Genomic DNA, 16,463 nt, shown 5'->3' with positions numbered 1-16,463 from the left:
GAAAAATACTGACTTTCATTCGAAGTCAGTATTACCCCTATGGGAGTAGTCGTTATTGTCCGACGTCAAGCGGGCATAAAAAAAGCGCCCTGAGGCGCTTTTTTAGCAGAGAAAGGTAGCTTAACCGATGAATTCCAGGCCATTCATGTACGGACGTAATACTTCCGGAACCTGAATGCGGCCATCAGCCTGCTGATAGTTTTCCATTACCGCAACCAGCGTACGCCCAACCGCCAGACCGGAACCGTTCAGAGTATGCACTAAACGAGTCTTTTTGTCGGATTTGCTGCGGCAACGCGCCTGCATACGACGAGCCTGGAAATCCCACACGTTGGAGCAAGAGGAGATTTCGCGATAGGTGTTCTGCGCCGGGATCCACACTTCCAGATCGTAAGTTTTGCATGCGCCGAAGCCCATGTCGCCAGTGCACAGGATGATTTTGCGATACGGCAGCCCCAGTAGTTGCAGGACCTTCTCGGCATGGCCGGTCATCTCTTCCAGCGCGTCCATCGAATCTTCCGGGCGAACAATCTGCACCATCTCAACTTTATCGAACTGGTGCATACGGATCAGACCACGCGTGTCACGACCGTAAGAACCTGCTTCAGAACGGAAGCACGGCGTATGCGCAGTCATTTTGATCGGCAGCGCATCTTCATCGATGATCTCGTCGCGCACCAGGTTGGTCAGCGGAACTTCTGCCGTTGGGATCAGCGCATAGTTGCTGCTGTCAGCTTCTTCATCCAGCGGACGGGTATGGAACAGATCGCCAGCGAATTTCGGCAGTTGGCCTGTACCGTACAGCGTGTCATGGTTAACCAGATACGGGACGTAGTTTTCGCTATAGCCATGCTGTTCAGTATGCAGATCCAGCATGAACTGAGACAGCGCACGGTGCATACGCGCAATCTGCCCTTTCATGACCACGAAACGAGAGCCGGTCAGCTTAACCGCAGCGGCGAAATCAAGACCCGTGTGCATTTCACCCAAGGTAACGTGATCGCGCACTTCGAAATCAAACTCACGCGGAGTACCCCAGCGGCTGACTTCGACGTTGTCATTTTCATCTTTACCCACCGGAACGTCGTCCGCTGGCAAGTTAGGAATAGTCAGCGCAATGTCGCGGATCTCGGCCTGTAAGGTATCAAGTTCAGCTTTCGCGGCATCCAGCTCTTCGCCCAGTTTGTTCACTTCCAGACGTAAAGACTCGATATCTTCCCCGCGCGCTTTTGCCTGGCCGATGGATTTCGATCGCGAGTTACGCTCTGCCTGCAGGTTTTCAGTTTGTACCTGCAGAACTTTACGACGCTCTTCAAGAGCGCGCAGCTTATCTACATCCAGCTTAAAGCCCCGGCTTGCCAGTTTTTCTGCGACTGCGTCTGGCTCATTACGCAGCAGATTGGGATCGAGCATGCTTATCCTGTGCTTATCGAATTAAAATAGGAGAAAGTGACCACAGCCTGCGGTCACAGGGATACAGAGACAACATTACCGCAACGATAACACTAACGGTAGCGTTTTATAGGGCTATTTTGATCCTGTCCGGCGAGCCAGGCGAGCTTTTCGCCAATCTTGCCTTCAAGACCTCTGTTTGTGGGGCGATAATAGCGCGTTTGTGCCATTTCCTGCGGGAAGTACTCTTCTCCGGCGGCATAGGCATTAGGCTCATCATGGGCATAACGATACTCCTGACCGTAGCCCATCTCTTTCATCAGCTTAGTCGGCGCATTGCGCAGGTGAACCGGCACGTCGTAATCAGGACGTTCGCGGGCATCAGACAACGCGGCTTTGAAGGCGGTGTAAACCGCATTACTCTTCGGCGCACAGGCCAGATAAACAATCGCCTGAGCAATCGCGCGTTCGCCTTCCGCGGGTCCCACGCGGGTAAAACAGTCCCATGCGGAAATCGCCACCTGCATGGCGCGGGGATCGGCATTGCCGACATCTTCTGAGGCAATCGCCAGACAGCGACGGGCAACATACAGCGGATCGCCACCAGCGGTAATAATTCGCGCATACCAATAAAGCGCCGCATCTGGGGCGCTTCCACGTACCGACTTGTGTAATGCGGAGATGAGATCGTAAAAACGATCGCCTTTATTATCGAAACGCGCACTACGTTCACCGGCAATTTCGGTGAGCAATTCTGGTTTCAATACGCGCTTGCCGGAATCATCAACTTCGGCCATATCGGCCATCATTTCCAGCGTATTCAGCGCCCGCCGCGCGTCACCATTAACCAGTTCGGCAATAGCCCGACGCGTTTCTGGCGGCAGAACAATATCCTGGCCGCCATAACCACGCACTTTGTCTGACATCGCCTGGTCCAGCACCTGTTCAATGTCGTCGGAAGTTAACGATTTCAGTAGATAAACGCGCGCACGCGACAACAGCGCCGAATTGAGCTCAAACGAGGGGTTTTCAGTGGTAGCACCAATAAACGTTATGGTACCGTCTTCAATATGCGGTAAAAACGCATCCTGTTGGCTTTTATTAAAACGGTGAACTTCGTCCACGAACAGGATCGTGCGTCGCCCCGCGTTACGGTTCTGACGCGCACGCTCAATCGCTTCACGAATTTCTTTCACGCCAGACGTAACTGCCGAAATTCGTTCGACATCGGCGTTGGCGTAACGGGCAATAACTTCGGCAAGCGTCGTTTTCCCGGTCCCCGGCGGTCCCCATAAAATCATGGAGTGCAGATGCCCGGCCTCAATGGCGCGCGGCAAGGGTTTGCCCGCAGCCAGCAGATGCTGCTGGCCGATATACTGCGCTAAATTTTCTGGCCGCATACGCGCGGCCAGCGGCTGAAAAGTATTATCAGAAAAGTCGAGCGACATATTGCTCACTCACACGCCTCTACTTACGTTGATCGTCAACCGTTACACCTTGCGGCGGGGTAAAGGTGAATTTAGAGGGTTCAATCGCACCATTCTGCTGAGATTTCAGCTGATAGCTGCTGCGCTGATCGTCTTGTTCAATGGCGCTGAACTGGTGGATCGTCCCGTCACGCCCAACATTGATAGTAAACTGCTTAAGGTTACCGCTGCTGGTTTTTGGCGTCAGCACGAAATCATCGCCATTTTGCTTAATATTGTACTGCTGCCAGTCGCTGGCCTGGTTACGCGCAATCAGCATGAACGGTGTGTTGCCCGTGGCATCTTTCAGCCATGTCGCAGTCGCCTGCTCAACAAACGGGTTAAAGAACCACAGCGTTTTACCATCGGAAACCAGGATGCTCTCGTCAGGCTGCGTCATATGCCAGTTAAACAGATTGGGACGTTTAACCCATAAGTCACCCTGACCTTCCTGCACCGCCGCACCGCTACCGTCCGTGACCTTCTGAGTAAAGCTGGCATGGAAGCTACTGACTTTATCCAGGCGGCTTTTCAGGTCGCTGGCAGCATCTGCCCAGACGCTGCTCACCACAAAGCTCGACAATAATGCACAGGTGATTGCGATTCTTTTCATTGTTATTCCTCAAAATACGTCACTCCCAACGGGGAGATCCCTCTGCTATCCATTTCAGGCCAAAAATCAGCATGAGGAAAGTAGAAAATACTGAATTACTTAACTTTGCAATCATTCGAAGGGCGGTGGAGCCAGCACTTCACGATTACCATTATGCCCTTGCTCGCTGACAATTCCCTGCGCTTCCATCTGTTCGATGATGCGCGCCGCTCGGTTGTAACCGATACAGAACTGACGCTGGACGCCAGAGATTGAGGCTTTGCGTTTCTGGGTAACAAAGTTTACCGCCTGATCGAACAGCGGATCCAACTCTTCGCCACCATCAAAGCCGCCACCGCCGCCTTCGCTTTCGCTGTCAGACGTTATGCCGTCAACGTATTGTGGACGACCGCGCGCTTTCCAGTCCTGAACCACAGCGTGAACTTCTTCATCACGTACAAAGGCGCCGTGTACACGCACAGGGATCGTTGAGTTTGGTGCGGAATAAAGCATGTCACCCATACCCAACAGCGATTCCGCTCCGCCCTGGTCAAGGATGGTACGCGAGTCAATTTTACTGGACACGGTAAAGGCGATACGCGTTGGGATGTTCGCTTTAATCAGACCAGTGATAACGTCAACCGACGGTCGCTGGGTCGCCAGCACCAGGTGGATCCCCGCCGCACGCGCTTTTTGCGCCAGACGAGCAATCAGTTCTTCCACCTTTTTACCCACGGTCATCATCAGGTCGGCGAATTCATCCACCAGCACAACAATATACGGCAGTTTTTCCAGCACCGGATGCTGAACATCCATACTGTCGCCCGGCTTCCAGTACGGGTCCGGAATCGGACGTCCCATACGGGCGGCTTCAGCAATTTTTTCGTTATAACCGGCAAGGTTACGCACGCCAAGCGCCGACATCAGCTTGTAGCGACGTTCCATTTCATTGACGCTCCAGCGCAGGGCGTTGGCAGCATCTTTCATGTCGGTCACAACTTCAGTCAGCAAATGCGGAATGCCTTCATAAACCGACAGTTCCAGCATTTTCGGGTCAATCATGATAAAGCGAACGTCTTCCGGCTGCGCCTTGTATAACATGCTGAGGATCATGGCGTTCACCCCAACCGACTTACCGGAACCGGTTGTCCCTGCCACCAGCAGGTGCGGCATTTTCGCCAGATCGGCAACCACCGGTTCGCCCGCAATATCTTTACCCAGTACCACGGTCAGCGGAGATGAGTTATCACGGAATTTGGCGTTATCCAACACTTCGCGCAGATAAACGGTTTGACGTTTTTTGTTGGGTAACTCCAGCCCGACATACGGTTTGCCCGGAATTACCTCGACCACGCGTACCGCTGCGGTCGACAATGAACGCGCCAGATCTCGCGACAGGTTGGAAATACGCGCCGCTTTAACTCCAGGAGCAAGATTAAGCTCAAAGCGGGTAATAACCGGACCAGGTGAGTAGTTCACCACATCGGCTTTAATGCGGAAGTCCGCCAGACGAGCCTCCACCAGACGAGCCATTTGCTCCAGAGCGAAAGTATCTATCGGCTCAACCTCACTCGGCGGCGGCGTGAGCAGATCCAACGATGGCAGCGGCGTACTTGGACGGTGCGCCGGACGACTGTCGCCATTACGCATCAGGAGCGGATGGATCAGGCTATCCTGCGGCGGCGCTGTAACAGGCTGCGCCGGCTGCTGATAATGCTGCTGCGGTGCGACTGGCTGCGCTGGCTGCTGATAATGCTGCTGTGGTGCGACAGGCTGCGCCGGTTGCTGGTAATGCTGTTGTGGTGCGACAGGCTGCGCTGGCTGCTGGTAATGCTGCTGAGGTGCGACTGGCTGCGCTGGCTGCTGGTAATGCTGCTGCGGTGCGACAGGCTGCTGGTACTGCGGTGCAGACTCCGGCATTACGCCTGGAGTAAATAGCGGCTCATGCGGACCATCATCCACCAGCGTTTTCATTGGCGAAAATTCAAAGTCATCAAGCGAGAACGGATTCGCCCCGGCAGGCTGTTCACCGGAATAGCGCTGCTGCTGGGAAGAGGCAAACTGGCGAGCCAGTTCCGCTTCTGCGGCTGAATCATCATCAGTCTGACTGGCATCATCCTGATACTCGTCGCCATAGCGGTGCTGCTGCGACTGGGCGAACTGACGCGCCAGCTCATCTTGCTGCATTGCGTCAATTTCTTCGTCACTGTACGCATCTGTATCAAGATGCTCTTCGCGCGCTTTCTCTTCAGCCATACGTTGTGACGGCAGTTTTATGCCATACGACGCCAGCTCCCGACGAGTAGGCACGCGCACACGATTCGGACGCGGTAACTGCGGACCAATCCCCTCTTTCACCTGTGGACGCGGCGCACCGCTACCCGCAAGACTAAAGACAGGTGCTGCGGCAGCCGCACCCGCCCCTAAAGCGGCGTTTTTCACCCCGGCGGCCAGCGGCGCAACGGCAGCTACTGACTCAACGGGCGGTATGGATGCTGCCGTCGGCATAGACGGCTTAACACGTTCAGGCTCCTGAGCAGGCTCTGGAATCGGCTGATACCAGGCAGCCAGTTGCTCGCGCTCACGTGCACGTTTCTCTTCAACTTCTTCAAAATAGTAGAGTGGCGGACGAGTCGGTTTAACCTCTTCAACTACCGGCTCAGGTTCCACTACAGGCGGTTGTTCAACCGCAGGCTGCTGGAACGCGGCGTTTTGTTGAAAGGTTGATTCCGGCTGATAAACAGGCGGCTGCACGGGATCCGGCTGATATGCAGGTTCCGGCTGCCAGTTGTGCTCCGCGGTAAATTCCTGCGGCTGCGGGCTTTCTTCCACAACCGGCTGCTGCCATGGTTCATACTGCTGCTGCACCGGTGGCTGTGCGTAGTGAGCTGGCTGAGGATAACCCTCAGGCGCTGGCGCAATCACCGCATCACCGGTTTGCGGACCAGGCACGGCTTGCCAGGCTACGGCTGGGGCCGGTTGTTCCATAACCGTATTGGTCACTGGCGATGTTTGCAGCAGCGGATCAACCGGTGCGCTCCAGGCCTGAGCTGCCGTTGTCGCTGCCGCTGCGACGGCAACTGGCTCTGTCACCGAATGGCCATTCAGCAGTGGGTCAAGTTCATCATATTCAGGCAGCGTCGCACGATTACCGGAGAACAGCACATCGTTAGGATCGGCAACCACGCCACGAGCGCTGTATTCAATTTCGTCTTCATCATCCATGCGTTTGCCGGAAAATAGCGCGGCATCAGTATGACGGCCAAGCGGGTTGGTAAATTTCTCCGCCAGACGCTTACGGCGTGCTAACGCACCGCGCAGAATACGCGCCCGACGCGATTCATCAGGTTTGCCATCAGCGGCGTCGAAAGACTCATCTTCATCTTCATATTCTTCGTCATCGACCCAGGTATCGTCGCGGCGGGTACGGTTGCTGGCAAACGTCAGGATATTGAGTAACCAGCCACCCAGTTTTTCCGCAATGCTCACCCATGACCAGCCGGTAAACAGCGTTAATCCCGCAGCCCAAATGCACAATAGCGTCAGCGTACCGCCGCTACTGTGCAGTAATGGTTGCAACGTGGTGCTGAGCAGGCTGCCGATCACGCCGCCAGAGGCGAAATACCAAATGTCATCGGCATTGATTGCGGCAAGCCCGCAGGAGGTAAGGATCAGCGCCAGAACGCCAATAATACGCAGCGAAACGGCAAAATAATCGACGTATTCGTCGCTGGCCTGGTGTCGCCATGCAAACCAGCAGCCGCCGACAATGATGACGGGAATGGTGTAGGCCATGACGCCAAAAATAAAGAACAGTGTGTCTGCCAGCCATGCTCCGGGTATTCCCCCCAGATTATGGATAGGTTCGTGCCACGCGGTTTGCGACCAACTGGGATCCGAAGGGTTAAAGCTGAGTAAGGCAGCCATCAACCAGACGGCAAAAAGGGCAATAAGGATCAGTAGCGCTTCCAGGAGTCGGCGCCCGCTGCTTAACTTCGTCAATGTGACGTCTTTGTCTTCAGTGTATTCCTGGCTCAAAAACGGCTCTCCAGGTTTCAGGCTTTTCCTGCCCGATGCTAAAACGGACAACAGCACCGGGTTGCCCCGGCACTGTTGCTGTATGGATTAACAGGAGTGTAATCAAACTGCGTCGATTTTGCACCTGTTCCGTGTTAGCGCGTCTTAATTACCAGACGATTGCTCTGTTTGACTTCTTCCATTACGACATAAGTACGTGTGTCATTCACGCCAGGCAGACGCAGCAGGGTTTCCCCCAACAGCTTACGGTACGCCGACATATCCGGTACGCGTGTTTTCAACAAATAGTCGAAATCACCGGAAACCAAATGACACTCTTGAATTTCTTCAAGTTTTTGTACTGCAGAGTTAAATTGCTCAAACACATCCGGGGCGCCACGATTCAGAGTAATCTCAACAAAAACCAGAAGTGATGCATCCAGATAATGCGGGTTTAACAGCGCTGTATAGCCCTGAATAAAACCCTGTCTTTCCAACCGACGCACACGCTCAAGGCAGGGCGCTGGTGAAAGTCCCACACGTTTAGAAAGCTCGACGTTAGAAATACGCCCATCCTTTTGCAGCTCATTAAGAATGTTACGATCGATACGGTCGAGATCTTTGCCAGGGCGCTTCTTACTATCTACCATTATTATTGTCTCTCTGTATTCCTTCCCTACTCCTGCCTGACTCTACCAACATCACTGTTCAGAGTCGCTACCCATCAAAATAAACCGCAACCCAGAGGGATTTTCGGTTTGTAATGCCTGGGCTTATGGTGAGAAGACCGTTGCCTGTCGGCGGCTATCGACATCACGAATGGCATCTGTCCACACCATGCGTAGATTTCGCTAACACGGTAAACATGGTATCTACATGCATGATTATGCAGCACATACATGACACATTTTTTTTCTTCCTTGACTGTTTTCGCAAAACAGCAGGTGATTGTCAAAGCAAAACATCGATTTTTAGTACAACATGCCAGTTATTCATTCGCAGTGATGGAAAATCGTCATTTTATCACCTTATAACTGACCGATTTTTAGTAGAAATCGTTATAGTATTACGACTTATTCCCCCGCTCATCGGTTTCTGCTATTACACATATTGTTAACAAAATCGCCATACTCTTTTTTTACGCCTGTAAATTCCCTACAATCCTGCTCATTGCCTGCCAACAACTATGGGGATCTCATGGGCGCAACCAAACACAGTAAACTTCTTATTCTGGGCTCAGGCCCTGCGGGATATACCGCTGCGGTCTACGCTGCACGCGCTAACCTGCAACCAGTACTGATTACCGGTATGGAAAAAGGTGGTCAACTGACCACAACAACAGAAGTGGAAAACTGGCCTGGCGATCCGCACGATCTCACTGGCCCGCTGCTGATGGAGCGTATGCACGAACATGCGACCAAATTTGATACAGAAATCATTTTTGATCACATCAGCAAAGTTGATCTGCAAAACCGCCCTTTCCGTCTGACCGGCGATAGCGGAGAGTACACCTGTGACGCACTGATCATCGCTACCGGCGCATCAGCACGTTACCTGGGCCTGCCTTCAGAAGAAGCATTCAAAGGTCGCGGCGTTTCCGCCTGCGCAACCTGCGACGGTTTCTTCTACCGTAACCAAAAAGTTGCGGTGATTGGCGGTGGCAACACTGCGGTTGAAGAAGCGCTGTATCTGGCGAATATCGCATCTGAAGTGCATTTGATTCACCGTCGCGACAGTTTCCGCGCTGAGAAAATTCTCATCAAGCGTTTGATGGATAAAGTTGAAAACGGCAACATCGTGCTGCACACCCACCGCACGCTGGAAGAAGTAACCGGCGATCAAATGGGCGTAACCGGGCTGCGCCTGCGCGATACGCAAAACACTGACAATGTGGAGTCACTTGACGTTGCCGGATTGTTTGTCGCTATCGGTCACAGCCCGAATACCGCCATTTTCGACGGTCAGCTTGAACTGGAAAACGGCTACATCAAAGTTCAGTCCGGTATTCACGGTAATGCCACACAAACCAGCATTCCGGGGGTCTTCGCAGCCGGTGACGTGATGGATCATATTTATCGCCAGGCGATCACCTCTGCGGGCACGGGCTGTATGGCCGCACTCGATGCAGAACGTTATCTCGACGGTCTGGCGGACGCTTGCAAATAAGTTTTACAAATCAGTAACAAAAGTAAAAAAGGCGACTATAAGTCGCCTTTATTTTTGCCTCGTTGTAACATTGCCCTGCCCAAAAATTCCAATAACTCACCTGCTAAGCGTGCAATGAATAAAACCCGTCAAAAAGAGCTGACCCGCTGGTTAAAACAGCAAAGTGTAATTTCCCAACGATGGCTGAACATTTCACGCCTGTTGGGGTTCGTGAGTGGTCTGTTAATCGTCGCTCAGGCCTGGCTCATGGCCCGCATTCTGGACCATATGATCATGGCCAATATTCCCCGAGAGGCGCTGCTGCTTCCGTTCATCGTGCTGGTATTGATTTTCATCCTGCGGGCATGGGTCGTCTGGTTACGCGAACGGGTCGGGTTTCACGCAGGGCAACATATTCGCTTCGAAATTCGCCGCCAGGTGCTTGACCGTCTGCAACAGGCTGGTCCGGCCTGGATACAGGGCAAACCGGCCGGGAGCTGGGCCACGCTGATCCTGGAACAGATTGACGATATGCATGATTACTATGCACGTTATCTGCCGCAAATGGCGCTGGCCGTATGCGTCCCATTATTGATTGTGGCGGCGGTATTCCCGTCAAACTGGGTAGCCGCCCTTATTCTGCTCGGAACAGCCCCGCTGATCCCGTTATTTATGGCAATGGTCGGTATGGGCGCTGCCGATGCTAACCGCCGCAATTTTCAGGCTCTTGCCCGCCTCAGCGGTCATTTCCTCGATCGTCTGCGGGGCATGGAAACGCTAAGAATATTTGGTCGCGGTGAAGCCGAAACGGAAAGCATCCGCGCTGCGTCGCAAGATTTCCGCCAGCGCACCATGGAAGTCCTGCGCCTGGCGTTCCTGTCATCCGGTGTCCTTGAGTTCTTTACCTCTCTGTCTATTGCGCTGGTGGCGGTTTACTTCGGTTTTTCCTACCTCGGAGAACTCGATTTCGGCCACTACGGGACAGGCGTCACGCTGGCAGCAGGCTTCCTCGCGCTCATTCTGGCGCCGGAGTTTTTCCAGCCCCTGCGCGATCTGGGCACGTTTTATCACGCCAAAGCGCAAGCCGTGGGTGCAGCTGATAGTCTGAAAAACTTCATGGAAACCCCGCTGGCTCATCCAGAGCGTGGCGACATTGAGCTGGCGACGAAAGACGCCGTTTCACTTGAGGCACACGATCTGATTATCACTTCGCCGGAAGGTAAAGTGCTGGCCGGCCCGCTCAACTTTACCCTGGCAGCCGGTCAACGCGCGGTGCTGGTTGGACGTAGCGGTTCCGGTAAAAGTTCGCTGCTTAATGTCCTGTCCGGTTTCCTCTCTTATCGGGGATCGCTGCGCATTAACGGCTTTGAACTTCGCGACCTGTCACCTGATTCCTGGCGTAAACAGCTGTCATGGGTCGGGCAAAATCCGCAGCTTCCTGCCGCCACGTTACGCGAAAACGTTCTGCTGGCTCGCCCCGATGCCAGCGAAGAACAGCTACAAGCCGCACTCGACAGCGCCTGGGTCAGCGAGTTTTTACCGCTGCTGCCGCAGGGCGTGGATACGCCAGTCGGCGATCAGGCGGCCCGACTTTCCGTCGGGCAAGCGCAGCGCGTTGCCGTCGCTCGCGCCTTACTCAATCCCTGTCAGTTACTGCTGCTGGACGAACCCGCCGCCAGCCTTGATGCGCACAGCGAACAACGCGTGATGCAGGCGTTGAACGCGGCATCTCGCCGCCAGACCACGCTGATGGTGACGCACCAGTTAGAAGATCTTGCCGACTGGGACGCTATCTGGGTGATGCAGGACGGACAGATCGTTGAACAAGGTACCTGGACCGAACTTAGCTCAGCCAACGGGGCTTTTGCGACATTACTGGCTCATCGTCAGGAGGACATCTAAATGCGCGCTTTGCTACCTTATCTGACGCTGTATAAACGTCACAAATGGATGTTAACGCTGGGGATCGTTCTGGCGATCGTCACGCTGCTGGCAAGTATTGGTTTGCTGACGCTTTCAGGGGGGTTCCTGTCGGCTTCTGCGGTGGTTGGCGTCACCGGGATTTACAGCTTTAACTATATGCTCCCTGCCGCAGGCGTACGCGGCGCAGCGATCACCCGCACCGCGGGGCGTTATTTCGAACGACTGGTCAGCCATGACGCAACGTTCCGTGTGCTGCAGCATTTGCGTATTTATACCTTCAGCAAACTACTGCCGCTCTCTCCTGCGGGCCTGTCCCGTTATGGACAGGGTGAATTACTTAACCGCGTGGTGGCTGATGTCGACACGCTCGATCATCTGTACTTGCGCGTGATCTCCCCGCTGGTGGGGGCTTTTGTCGTCATCATGGTGGTCACGCTGGGGCTAAGCGTTCTCGATTTCACGCTGGCTATCACCCTCGGCGGTATTATGCTGCTGACCTTATTTATTCTGCCCCCACTCTTTTATCAGGCAGGCAAAAGCACCGGACAAAGTCTGACGCATCTGCGTGGGCAATATCGTCAGCAGTTAACCTCCTGGCTACAGGGCCAGGCTGAATTGACCATTTTTGGCGCCAGTGAACGCTACCGCGCTCAAATGGAAGCCACCGAGCTGCAGTGGCACGAAGCCCAGAGACGCCAGTCTGAATTAACGGCGTTGTCGCAGGCGGTCATGCTGTTAGTCGGCGCGCTGGCAGTGATTATGATGCTATGGATGGCCTCAGGCGGCGTGGGCGGTAACACCCAGCCAGGCGCACTGATCGCGCTGTTTGTCTTCTGTGCACTAGCCGCGTTCGAAGCGTTAGCGCCTGTCACCGGCGCATTTCAACATCTCGGCCAGGTTATTGCCTCTGCGCTGCGCATCACCGAACTGACCGAACAGCAGCCAGAAGTGACCTTCCCGGATGCGGGTTCCTCGGTTTCAGAGCAGGTAACCCTTACGCTACGCGATGTATCATTCAGCTATCCAGGACAGGCGCAAAAGGCGCTCGATACACTTTCCCTGCAGGCCAACCCCGGTGAACACATTGCGATTCTCGGTCGCACCGGCTGTGGTAAGTCAACATTATTGCAATTGCTAACCCGCGCATGGGATCCGCAGAGTGGCGAGCTCCTGATTAACGAACAGCCGATTGCGACCCTTAGTGAAGCCACATTGCGCCAGAGTATCAGCGTCGTGCCACAGCGCGTGCATCTGTTCAGCGCTACGCTTCGCGATAACCTGTTGCTGGCGGCACCGCACGCCGGCGATGACGCCTTAACCGCGATGTTGTGCCGCGTCGGTCTGGACAAACTGCTTGAGGATGATGGACTCAACGCCTGGCTTGGCGAAGGCGGTCGTCAGCTTTCTGGCGGCGAGCTCCGTCGTCTGGCTATCGCCCGCGCCTTATTGCACGATGCTCCGCTGATGCTGCTGGATGAACCCACCGAAGGGTTGGATGCCACAACGGAAAGTCAAATGCTTGAATTAATTAGCGATGTCATGCGCAACAAAACCGTATTAATGGTTACACATCGTCTGCGTGGGCTGTCACGTTTTGATCAAATAATAGTAATGGACAACGGACAAATTATTGAGCAAGGTAATCACGCAGATCTGTTAGCCAGGCAGGGGCGTTATTACCAGTTTAAGCAACGTCTGTAAGCTATTATTGAACGATCAAACTCGCGTAGTGGAGTTTCGCTGTCATGCGCCTGGTGCAACTGTCCCGCCATTCCATAGCCTTCCCGTCACCGGAAGGCGCTTTACGCGAGCCTAACGGTTTATTGGCGCTTGGCGGCGATCTCAGCCCTGCCCGCCTGCTGATGGCCTATCAGCGCGGTATTTTCCCATGGTTTTCACCTGGCGACCCCATCCTTTGGTGGTCGCCCGATCCGCGCGCCATTCTTTGGCCCGAGAAATTTCACCTCAGCCGCAGCATGAAACGCTTTCATAAAAATTCGCCTTATCGCGTGACGCTCAATTACGCGTTTGGTCAGGTGATTGAAGGCTGCGCGAATGACCGGGAAGAAGGCACCTGGATAACGCATGATGTGGTGGATGCTTACCATCGCCTGCACGAACTGGGGCATGCCCACTCAATTGAGGTGTGGCGACAAAATGAATTAGTGGGCGGTATGTATGGCGTGGCGCAAGGTACGCTGTTTTGTGGCGAATCGATGTTCAGCCGTCAGGAAAATGCGTCGAAAACCGCACTGCTTGTTTTTTGCGCTGAATTTATCCGTCAGGGCGGAAAATTAATCGACTGCCAGGTATTAAATAGCCACACAGCCTCGCTGGGCGCCGTCGAAACACCGCGTCGGGAGTACCTTGAGCACCTGAGCAGACTGCGCCAGCAGCGGCTACCGAGCCATTTCTGGATTCCCAGGATGTTATTTTCACCTCAGGAGTGAATGTTTTCGGCACATTTTTTGTCGGGGTGTTATAATTGTCGCGCAGAGTTGGTTTAGCCCATTACCCCGCCGCCGTTAAGGAACAGTTCGCGTCAGGCAACGCCTATCGTTTATCTCCTCGTTCCCTTACACGTTGCGCTTTAAGTGCGGCTTTGCCGTGTGTGGATAGAGTAATGCGCCAAACCCGATTTGCTGTGTTTTAAACGCACAAATCTTTACTTATTAAAAGAACTTCGGCATTATCTTGCCGGTTCAAATTACGGTAGTGATACCCCAGAGGATTAGATGGCCAAAGAAGACAATATTGAAATGCAGGGTACCGTTCTCGATACGTTACCTAATACCATGTTCCGCGTAGAGTTAGAAAACGGTCACGTGGTTACTGCACACATCTCCGGTAAAATGCGTAAAAACTATATCCGCATCCTGACGGGCGACAAAGTGACTGTTGAGCTGACCCCGTACGACCTGAGCAAAGGCCGCATTGTCTTCCGTAGTCGCTGATTGTTTTTAACGCCCGAATGGCGTCCAGATAATAAAAGGTCGGTTTAACCGGCCTTTTTTGTGGGCTGAAGCCTGGTATTTAATCCTCAATCATCCGCGCATATTCTTCCGTTAAGAAATCCACTAATGCGCGCACTGACGGTAATAATCCCCTGCGTGATGGAAAGACTGCGTGAATAATTTCTCGCTTAGGTTCCCAACCGTCGAGCAACGCCACCAACTCACCCGCAGCTAATTGATCTTTTACCATCAACTGTGGAAGTTGAACAACACCTACGCCGGCGACTGCGGCTTCGCGTAACGCCAGCATATCGGTGGTGATCATACGCGGCGTGAAATGCACCTCCGCCCGCGCGCCCTGCGGGCCGAATAACTCCCAACGATGCACATGTTTACCAGAGGCCAGACTCAAACCTGGCCAACGGGTCAGCTCTGCCGGAGAGTGTAGCGCCCCCATCTGCTCAATTAACTGCGGGCTGGCATACAAGCGATGTCCTCTGTCCGCCAGGACGCGCATCACCAGGTCGCTATCCTCAAATGGCCGAGGTCTGACGCGAATCGCCACATCCAGACCTTCTCCAACGACGTCAACACGACGGTTAGTGGCCTCCAGTTGTACTGATACGTCAGGATAACGTGCCATAAAACGGGCAAGCATTGGCCCGATATGCACATGCAGCAACGTAACAGGACAAGTCAGCTTCACAACGCCACGCGGTTCAACCTGTAACGCGGCAATGGCATCCTGCGCCGCCTGCGCCTCCACCAGCATCGCCTTACAGTGTTCGTAAAAGGTTTGCCCGACTTCAGTCACGTTAAATTGCCGGGTGGTTCGCTGAATCAGTCGTACCCCCAGCCTCTCTTCGAGTTGCGCTATTCGTCGGCTCAGTTTTGATTTTGGTTCATCAAGCGCCCGACCCGCCGCCGCGAATCCCCCTTCCTCTACAACATGCACAAACCATGCAAAATCATTGAGATCCGGCCTTGTCATTTCATTGTCCTATTTTTGAGACAGTGAGAGCTATTTTAGCTACTACCCAGCTCGCTGTCATGAATATAAGCTTATTCACATCAAAACAACGCCACTGAGGAGACACATATGAAACAAGTAACAGGCGTCTACACCGCACCTCGCCCACACTGGGTTGGCGATGGATTTCCGGTTCGCTCGATGTTCTCTTACCAGTCTCATGCTGAGCAATTAAGCCCGTTCCTGCTGCTTGATTACGCGGGTCCGCATACGTTCACGCCGGGTAACGAAAAACGCGGCGTAGGTGAACACCCTCACCGCGGTTTTGAGACGGTGACTATCGTTTACAGCGGCGAAGTTGAACACCGTGATTCAACCGGTCGCGGCGGCATTATCGGCCCTGGCGATGTGCAGTGGATGACCGCTGGTGCAGGAATATTACACGAAGAGTTTCACTCCCCGGAATTTACCCGTCAGGGTGGTGAACTGGAAATGGTGCAACTGTGGGTCAATCTGCCGGCAAAAGACAAAATGGCCGTACCGGGTTATCAGGGCATCAGCAGCGATGTTATTCCCACCGTCGCCTTGCCCGATGATGCAGGCAGCGTTCGCGTGATTGCGGGCAGCTATCAGGATACGAAAGGCCCGGCACACACCTTTTCACCGCTGAACGTCTGGGATATGCGCCTGCAACGTAATCATCCGCTGACGTTGTCCCAGTCTGAAGGGTGGAGCACCGCTCTGGTGGTATTAAAAGGGAATATCACCGTAAACGGCACCACGCCTGCCAGCGAAGCACAACTGGTAGTGCTAAGCCAGCAGGGAAAAACGCTACACATTGAAGCCACCAGCGACGCCAGCGTGCTGCTGCTGTCTGGCGAACCATTGAACGAGCCGATTGTAGGTTACGGTCCGTTTGTGATGAATACGAAACAAGAAATCGCTGAAGCCGTCCGCGATTTTAACTCCGGCCGCTTTGGCCAAATCTGAATCGAAGGAGAAGA

General features: G+C 53.8%; 12 protein-coding genes. 6 read left to right on the top strand and 6 right to left on the bottom strand.

All coding sequences use genetic code 11. The features are described from left to right. Window positions 1-120 precede the first annotated feature (120 nt). The 5 genes from serS to lrp form a co-directional block, all read right to left on the bottom strand. Window positions 121-1,413 (bottom strand): serine--tRNA ligase, encoded by a 1,293-nt coding sequence (gene serS, locus OGV38_RS14195; RefSeq protein WP_003831902.1) that lies wholly within the window; start codon window positions 1,411-1,413, stop codon window positions 121-123. Window positions 1,414-1,505: 92 nt separating this feature from the next. Next, window positions 1,506-2,849, bottom strand: coding sequence for a replication-associated recombination protein RarA (gene rarA, locus OGV38_RS14190; RefSeq protein WP_286473618.1), 1,344 nt, complete (start codon window positions 2,847-2,849; stop codon window positions 1,506-1,508). A gap of 10 nt (window positions 2,850-2,859) precedes the next feature. After that, entirely contained in the window at window positions 2,860-3,471 is a 612-nt protein-coding gene (gene lolA / locus OGV38_RS14185; RefSeq protein ID WP_213239216.1) for an outer membrane lipoprotein periplasmic chaperone LolA, read from the bottom strand. A gap of 111 nt (window positions 3,472-3,582) precedes the next feature. Continuing rightward, window positions 3,583-7,488: a DNA translocase FtsK gene (gene ftsK / locus OGV38_RS14180; RefSeq protein ID WP_286473615.1), complete on the bottom strand. Its 3,906-nt coding sequence runs from the start codon at window positions 7,486-7,488 to the stop codon at window positions 3,583-3,585. 134 nt (window positions 7,489-7,622) lie between these two features. Next, window positions 7,623-8,117: a leucine-responsive transcriptional regulator Lrp gene (gene lrp / locus OGV38_RS14175; protein ID WP_286473612.1), complete on the bottom strand. Its 495-nt coding sequence runs from the start codon at window positions 8,115-8,117 to the stop codon at window positions 7,623-7,625. Window positions 8,118-8,664: 547 nt separating this feature from the next. On the opposite strand from lrp, the gene trxB reads away from it, so the two are divergent. From trxB to infA, 5 genes are all read left to right on the top strand, one after another. After that, on the top strand, window positions 8,665-9,633 hold the full coding sequence (gene trxB, locus OGV38_RS14170; protein WP_016152427.1) for a thioredoxin-disulfide reductase: 969 nt from the start codon (window positions 8,665-8,667) through the stop codon (window positions 9,631-9,633). A gap of 114 nt (window positions 9,634-9,747) precedes the next feature. After that, entirely contained in the window at window positions 9,748-11,514 is a 1,767-nt protein-coding gene (gene cydD / locus OGV38_RS14165; RefSeq protein WP_104651575.1) for a heme ABC transporter permease/ATP-binding protein CydD, read from the top strand. After that, complete coding sequence (cydC, locus tag OGV38_RS14160; RefSeq protein ID WP_286473609.1) at window positions 11,515-13,236, top strand: heme ABC transporter ATP-binding protein/permease CydC; 1,722 nt, start codon at window positions 11,515-11,517, stop codon at window positions 13,234-13,236. A gap of 44 nt (window positions 13,237-13,280) precedes the next feature. Beyond that, window positions 13,281-13,985 carry a leucyl/phenylalanyl-tRNA--protein transferase gene (aat, locus tag OGV38_RS14155; protein WP_046274664.1) on the top strand — a complete coding sequence of 235 codons (705 nt, stop codon included), beginning with the start codon at window positions 13,281-13,283 and terminating at the stop codon, window positions 13,983-13,985. Window positions 13,986-14,270: 285 nt separating this feature from the next. Beyond that, window positions 14,271-14,489: a translation initiation factor IF-1 gene (infA, locus tag OGV38_RS14145; protein ID WP_002211347.1), complete on the top strand. Its 219-nt coding sequence runs from the start codon at window positions 14,271-14,273 to the stop codon at window positions 14,487-14,489. A 79-nt stretch (window positions 14,490-14,568) separates the two neighbouring features. Here the strand turns inward: infA and OGV38_RS14140 are convergent, their stop codons facing one another. Beyond that, window positions 14,569-15,480 carry a LysR family transcriptional regulator gene (locus tag OGV38_RS14140; protein WP_016152423.1) on the bottom strand — a complete coding sequence of 304 codons (912 nt, stop codon included), beginning with the start codon at window positions 15,478-15,480 and terminating at the stop codon, window positions 14,569-14,571. A 108-nt stretch (window positions 15,481-15,588) separates the two neighbouring features. On the opposite strand from OGV38_RS14140, the gene OGV38_RS14135 reads away from it, so the two are divergent. Beyond that, window positions 15,589-16,449, top strand: a complete 861-nt coding sequence (locus OGV38_RS14135; protein ID WP_016156102.1) for a pirin family protein — start codon at window positions 15,589-15,591, stop codon at window positions 16,447-16,449. The last annotated feature ends 14 nt before the right edge of the window (window positions 16,450-16,463 follow it).

It is taken from the genome of Citrobacter sp. Cb080 (assembly GCF_030334745.1).
Classification (GTDB): Bacteria; Pseudomonadota; Gammaproteobacteria; order Enterobacterales; family Enterobacteriaceae; genus Citrobacter; species Citrobacter braakii.
Note: the sequence above shows the minus strand (reverse complement) of the source record. Positions and strands in the feature narration are given on the sequence as shown.

Coding starts and splice junctions, on each gene's coding strand:
- serS (WP_003831902.1), bottom strand. CDS start 1,413: ATGCTCGATCCCAATCTGCTGCGTAATGAGCCAGACGCAGTCGCAGAA.
- lolA (WP_213239216.1), bottom strand. CDS start 3,471: ATGAAAAGAATCGCAATCACCTGTGCATTATTGTCGAGCTTTGTGGTG.
- lrp (WP_286473612.1), bottom strand. CDS start 8,117: ATGGTAGATAGTAAGAAGCGCCCTGGCAAAGATCTCGACCGTATCGAT.
- trxB (WP_016152427.1), top strand. CDS start 8,665: ATGGGCGCAACCAAACACAGTAAACTTCTTATTCTGGGCTCAGGCCCT.
- cydD (WP_104651575.1), top strand. CDS start 9,748: ATGAATAAAACCCGTCAAAAAGAGCTGACCCGCTGGTTAAAACAGCAA.
- cydC (WP_286473609.1), top strand. CDS start 11,515: ATGCGCGCTTTGCTACCTTATCTGACGCTGTATAAACGTCACAAATGG.
- aat (WP_046274664.1), top strand. CDS start 13,281: ATGCGCCTGGTGCAACTGTCCCGCCATTCCATAGCCTTCCCGTCACCG.
- infA (WP_002211347.1), top strand. CDS start 14,271: ATGGCCAAAGAAGACAATATTGAAATGCAGGGTACCGTTCTCGATACG.
- OGV38_RS14140 (WP_016152423.1), bottom strand. CDS start 15,480: ATGACAAGGCCGGATCTCAATGATTTTGCATGGTTTGTGCATGTTGTA.
- OGV38_RS14135 (WP_016156102.1), top strand. CDS start 15,589: ATGAAACAAGTAACAGGCGTCTACACCGCACCTCGCCCACACTGGGTT.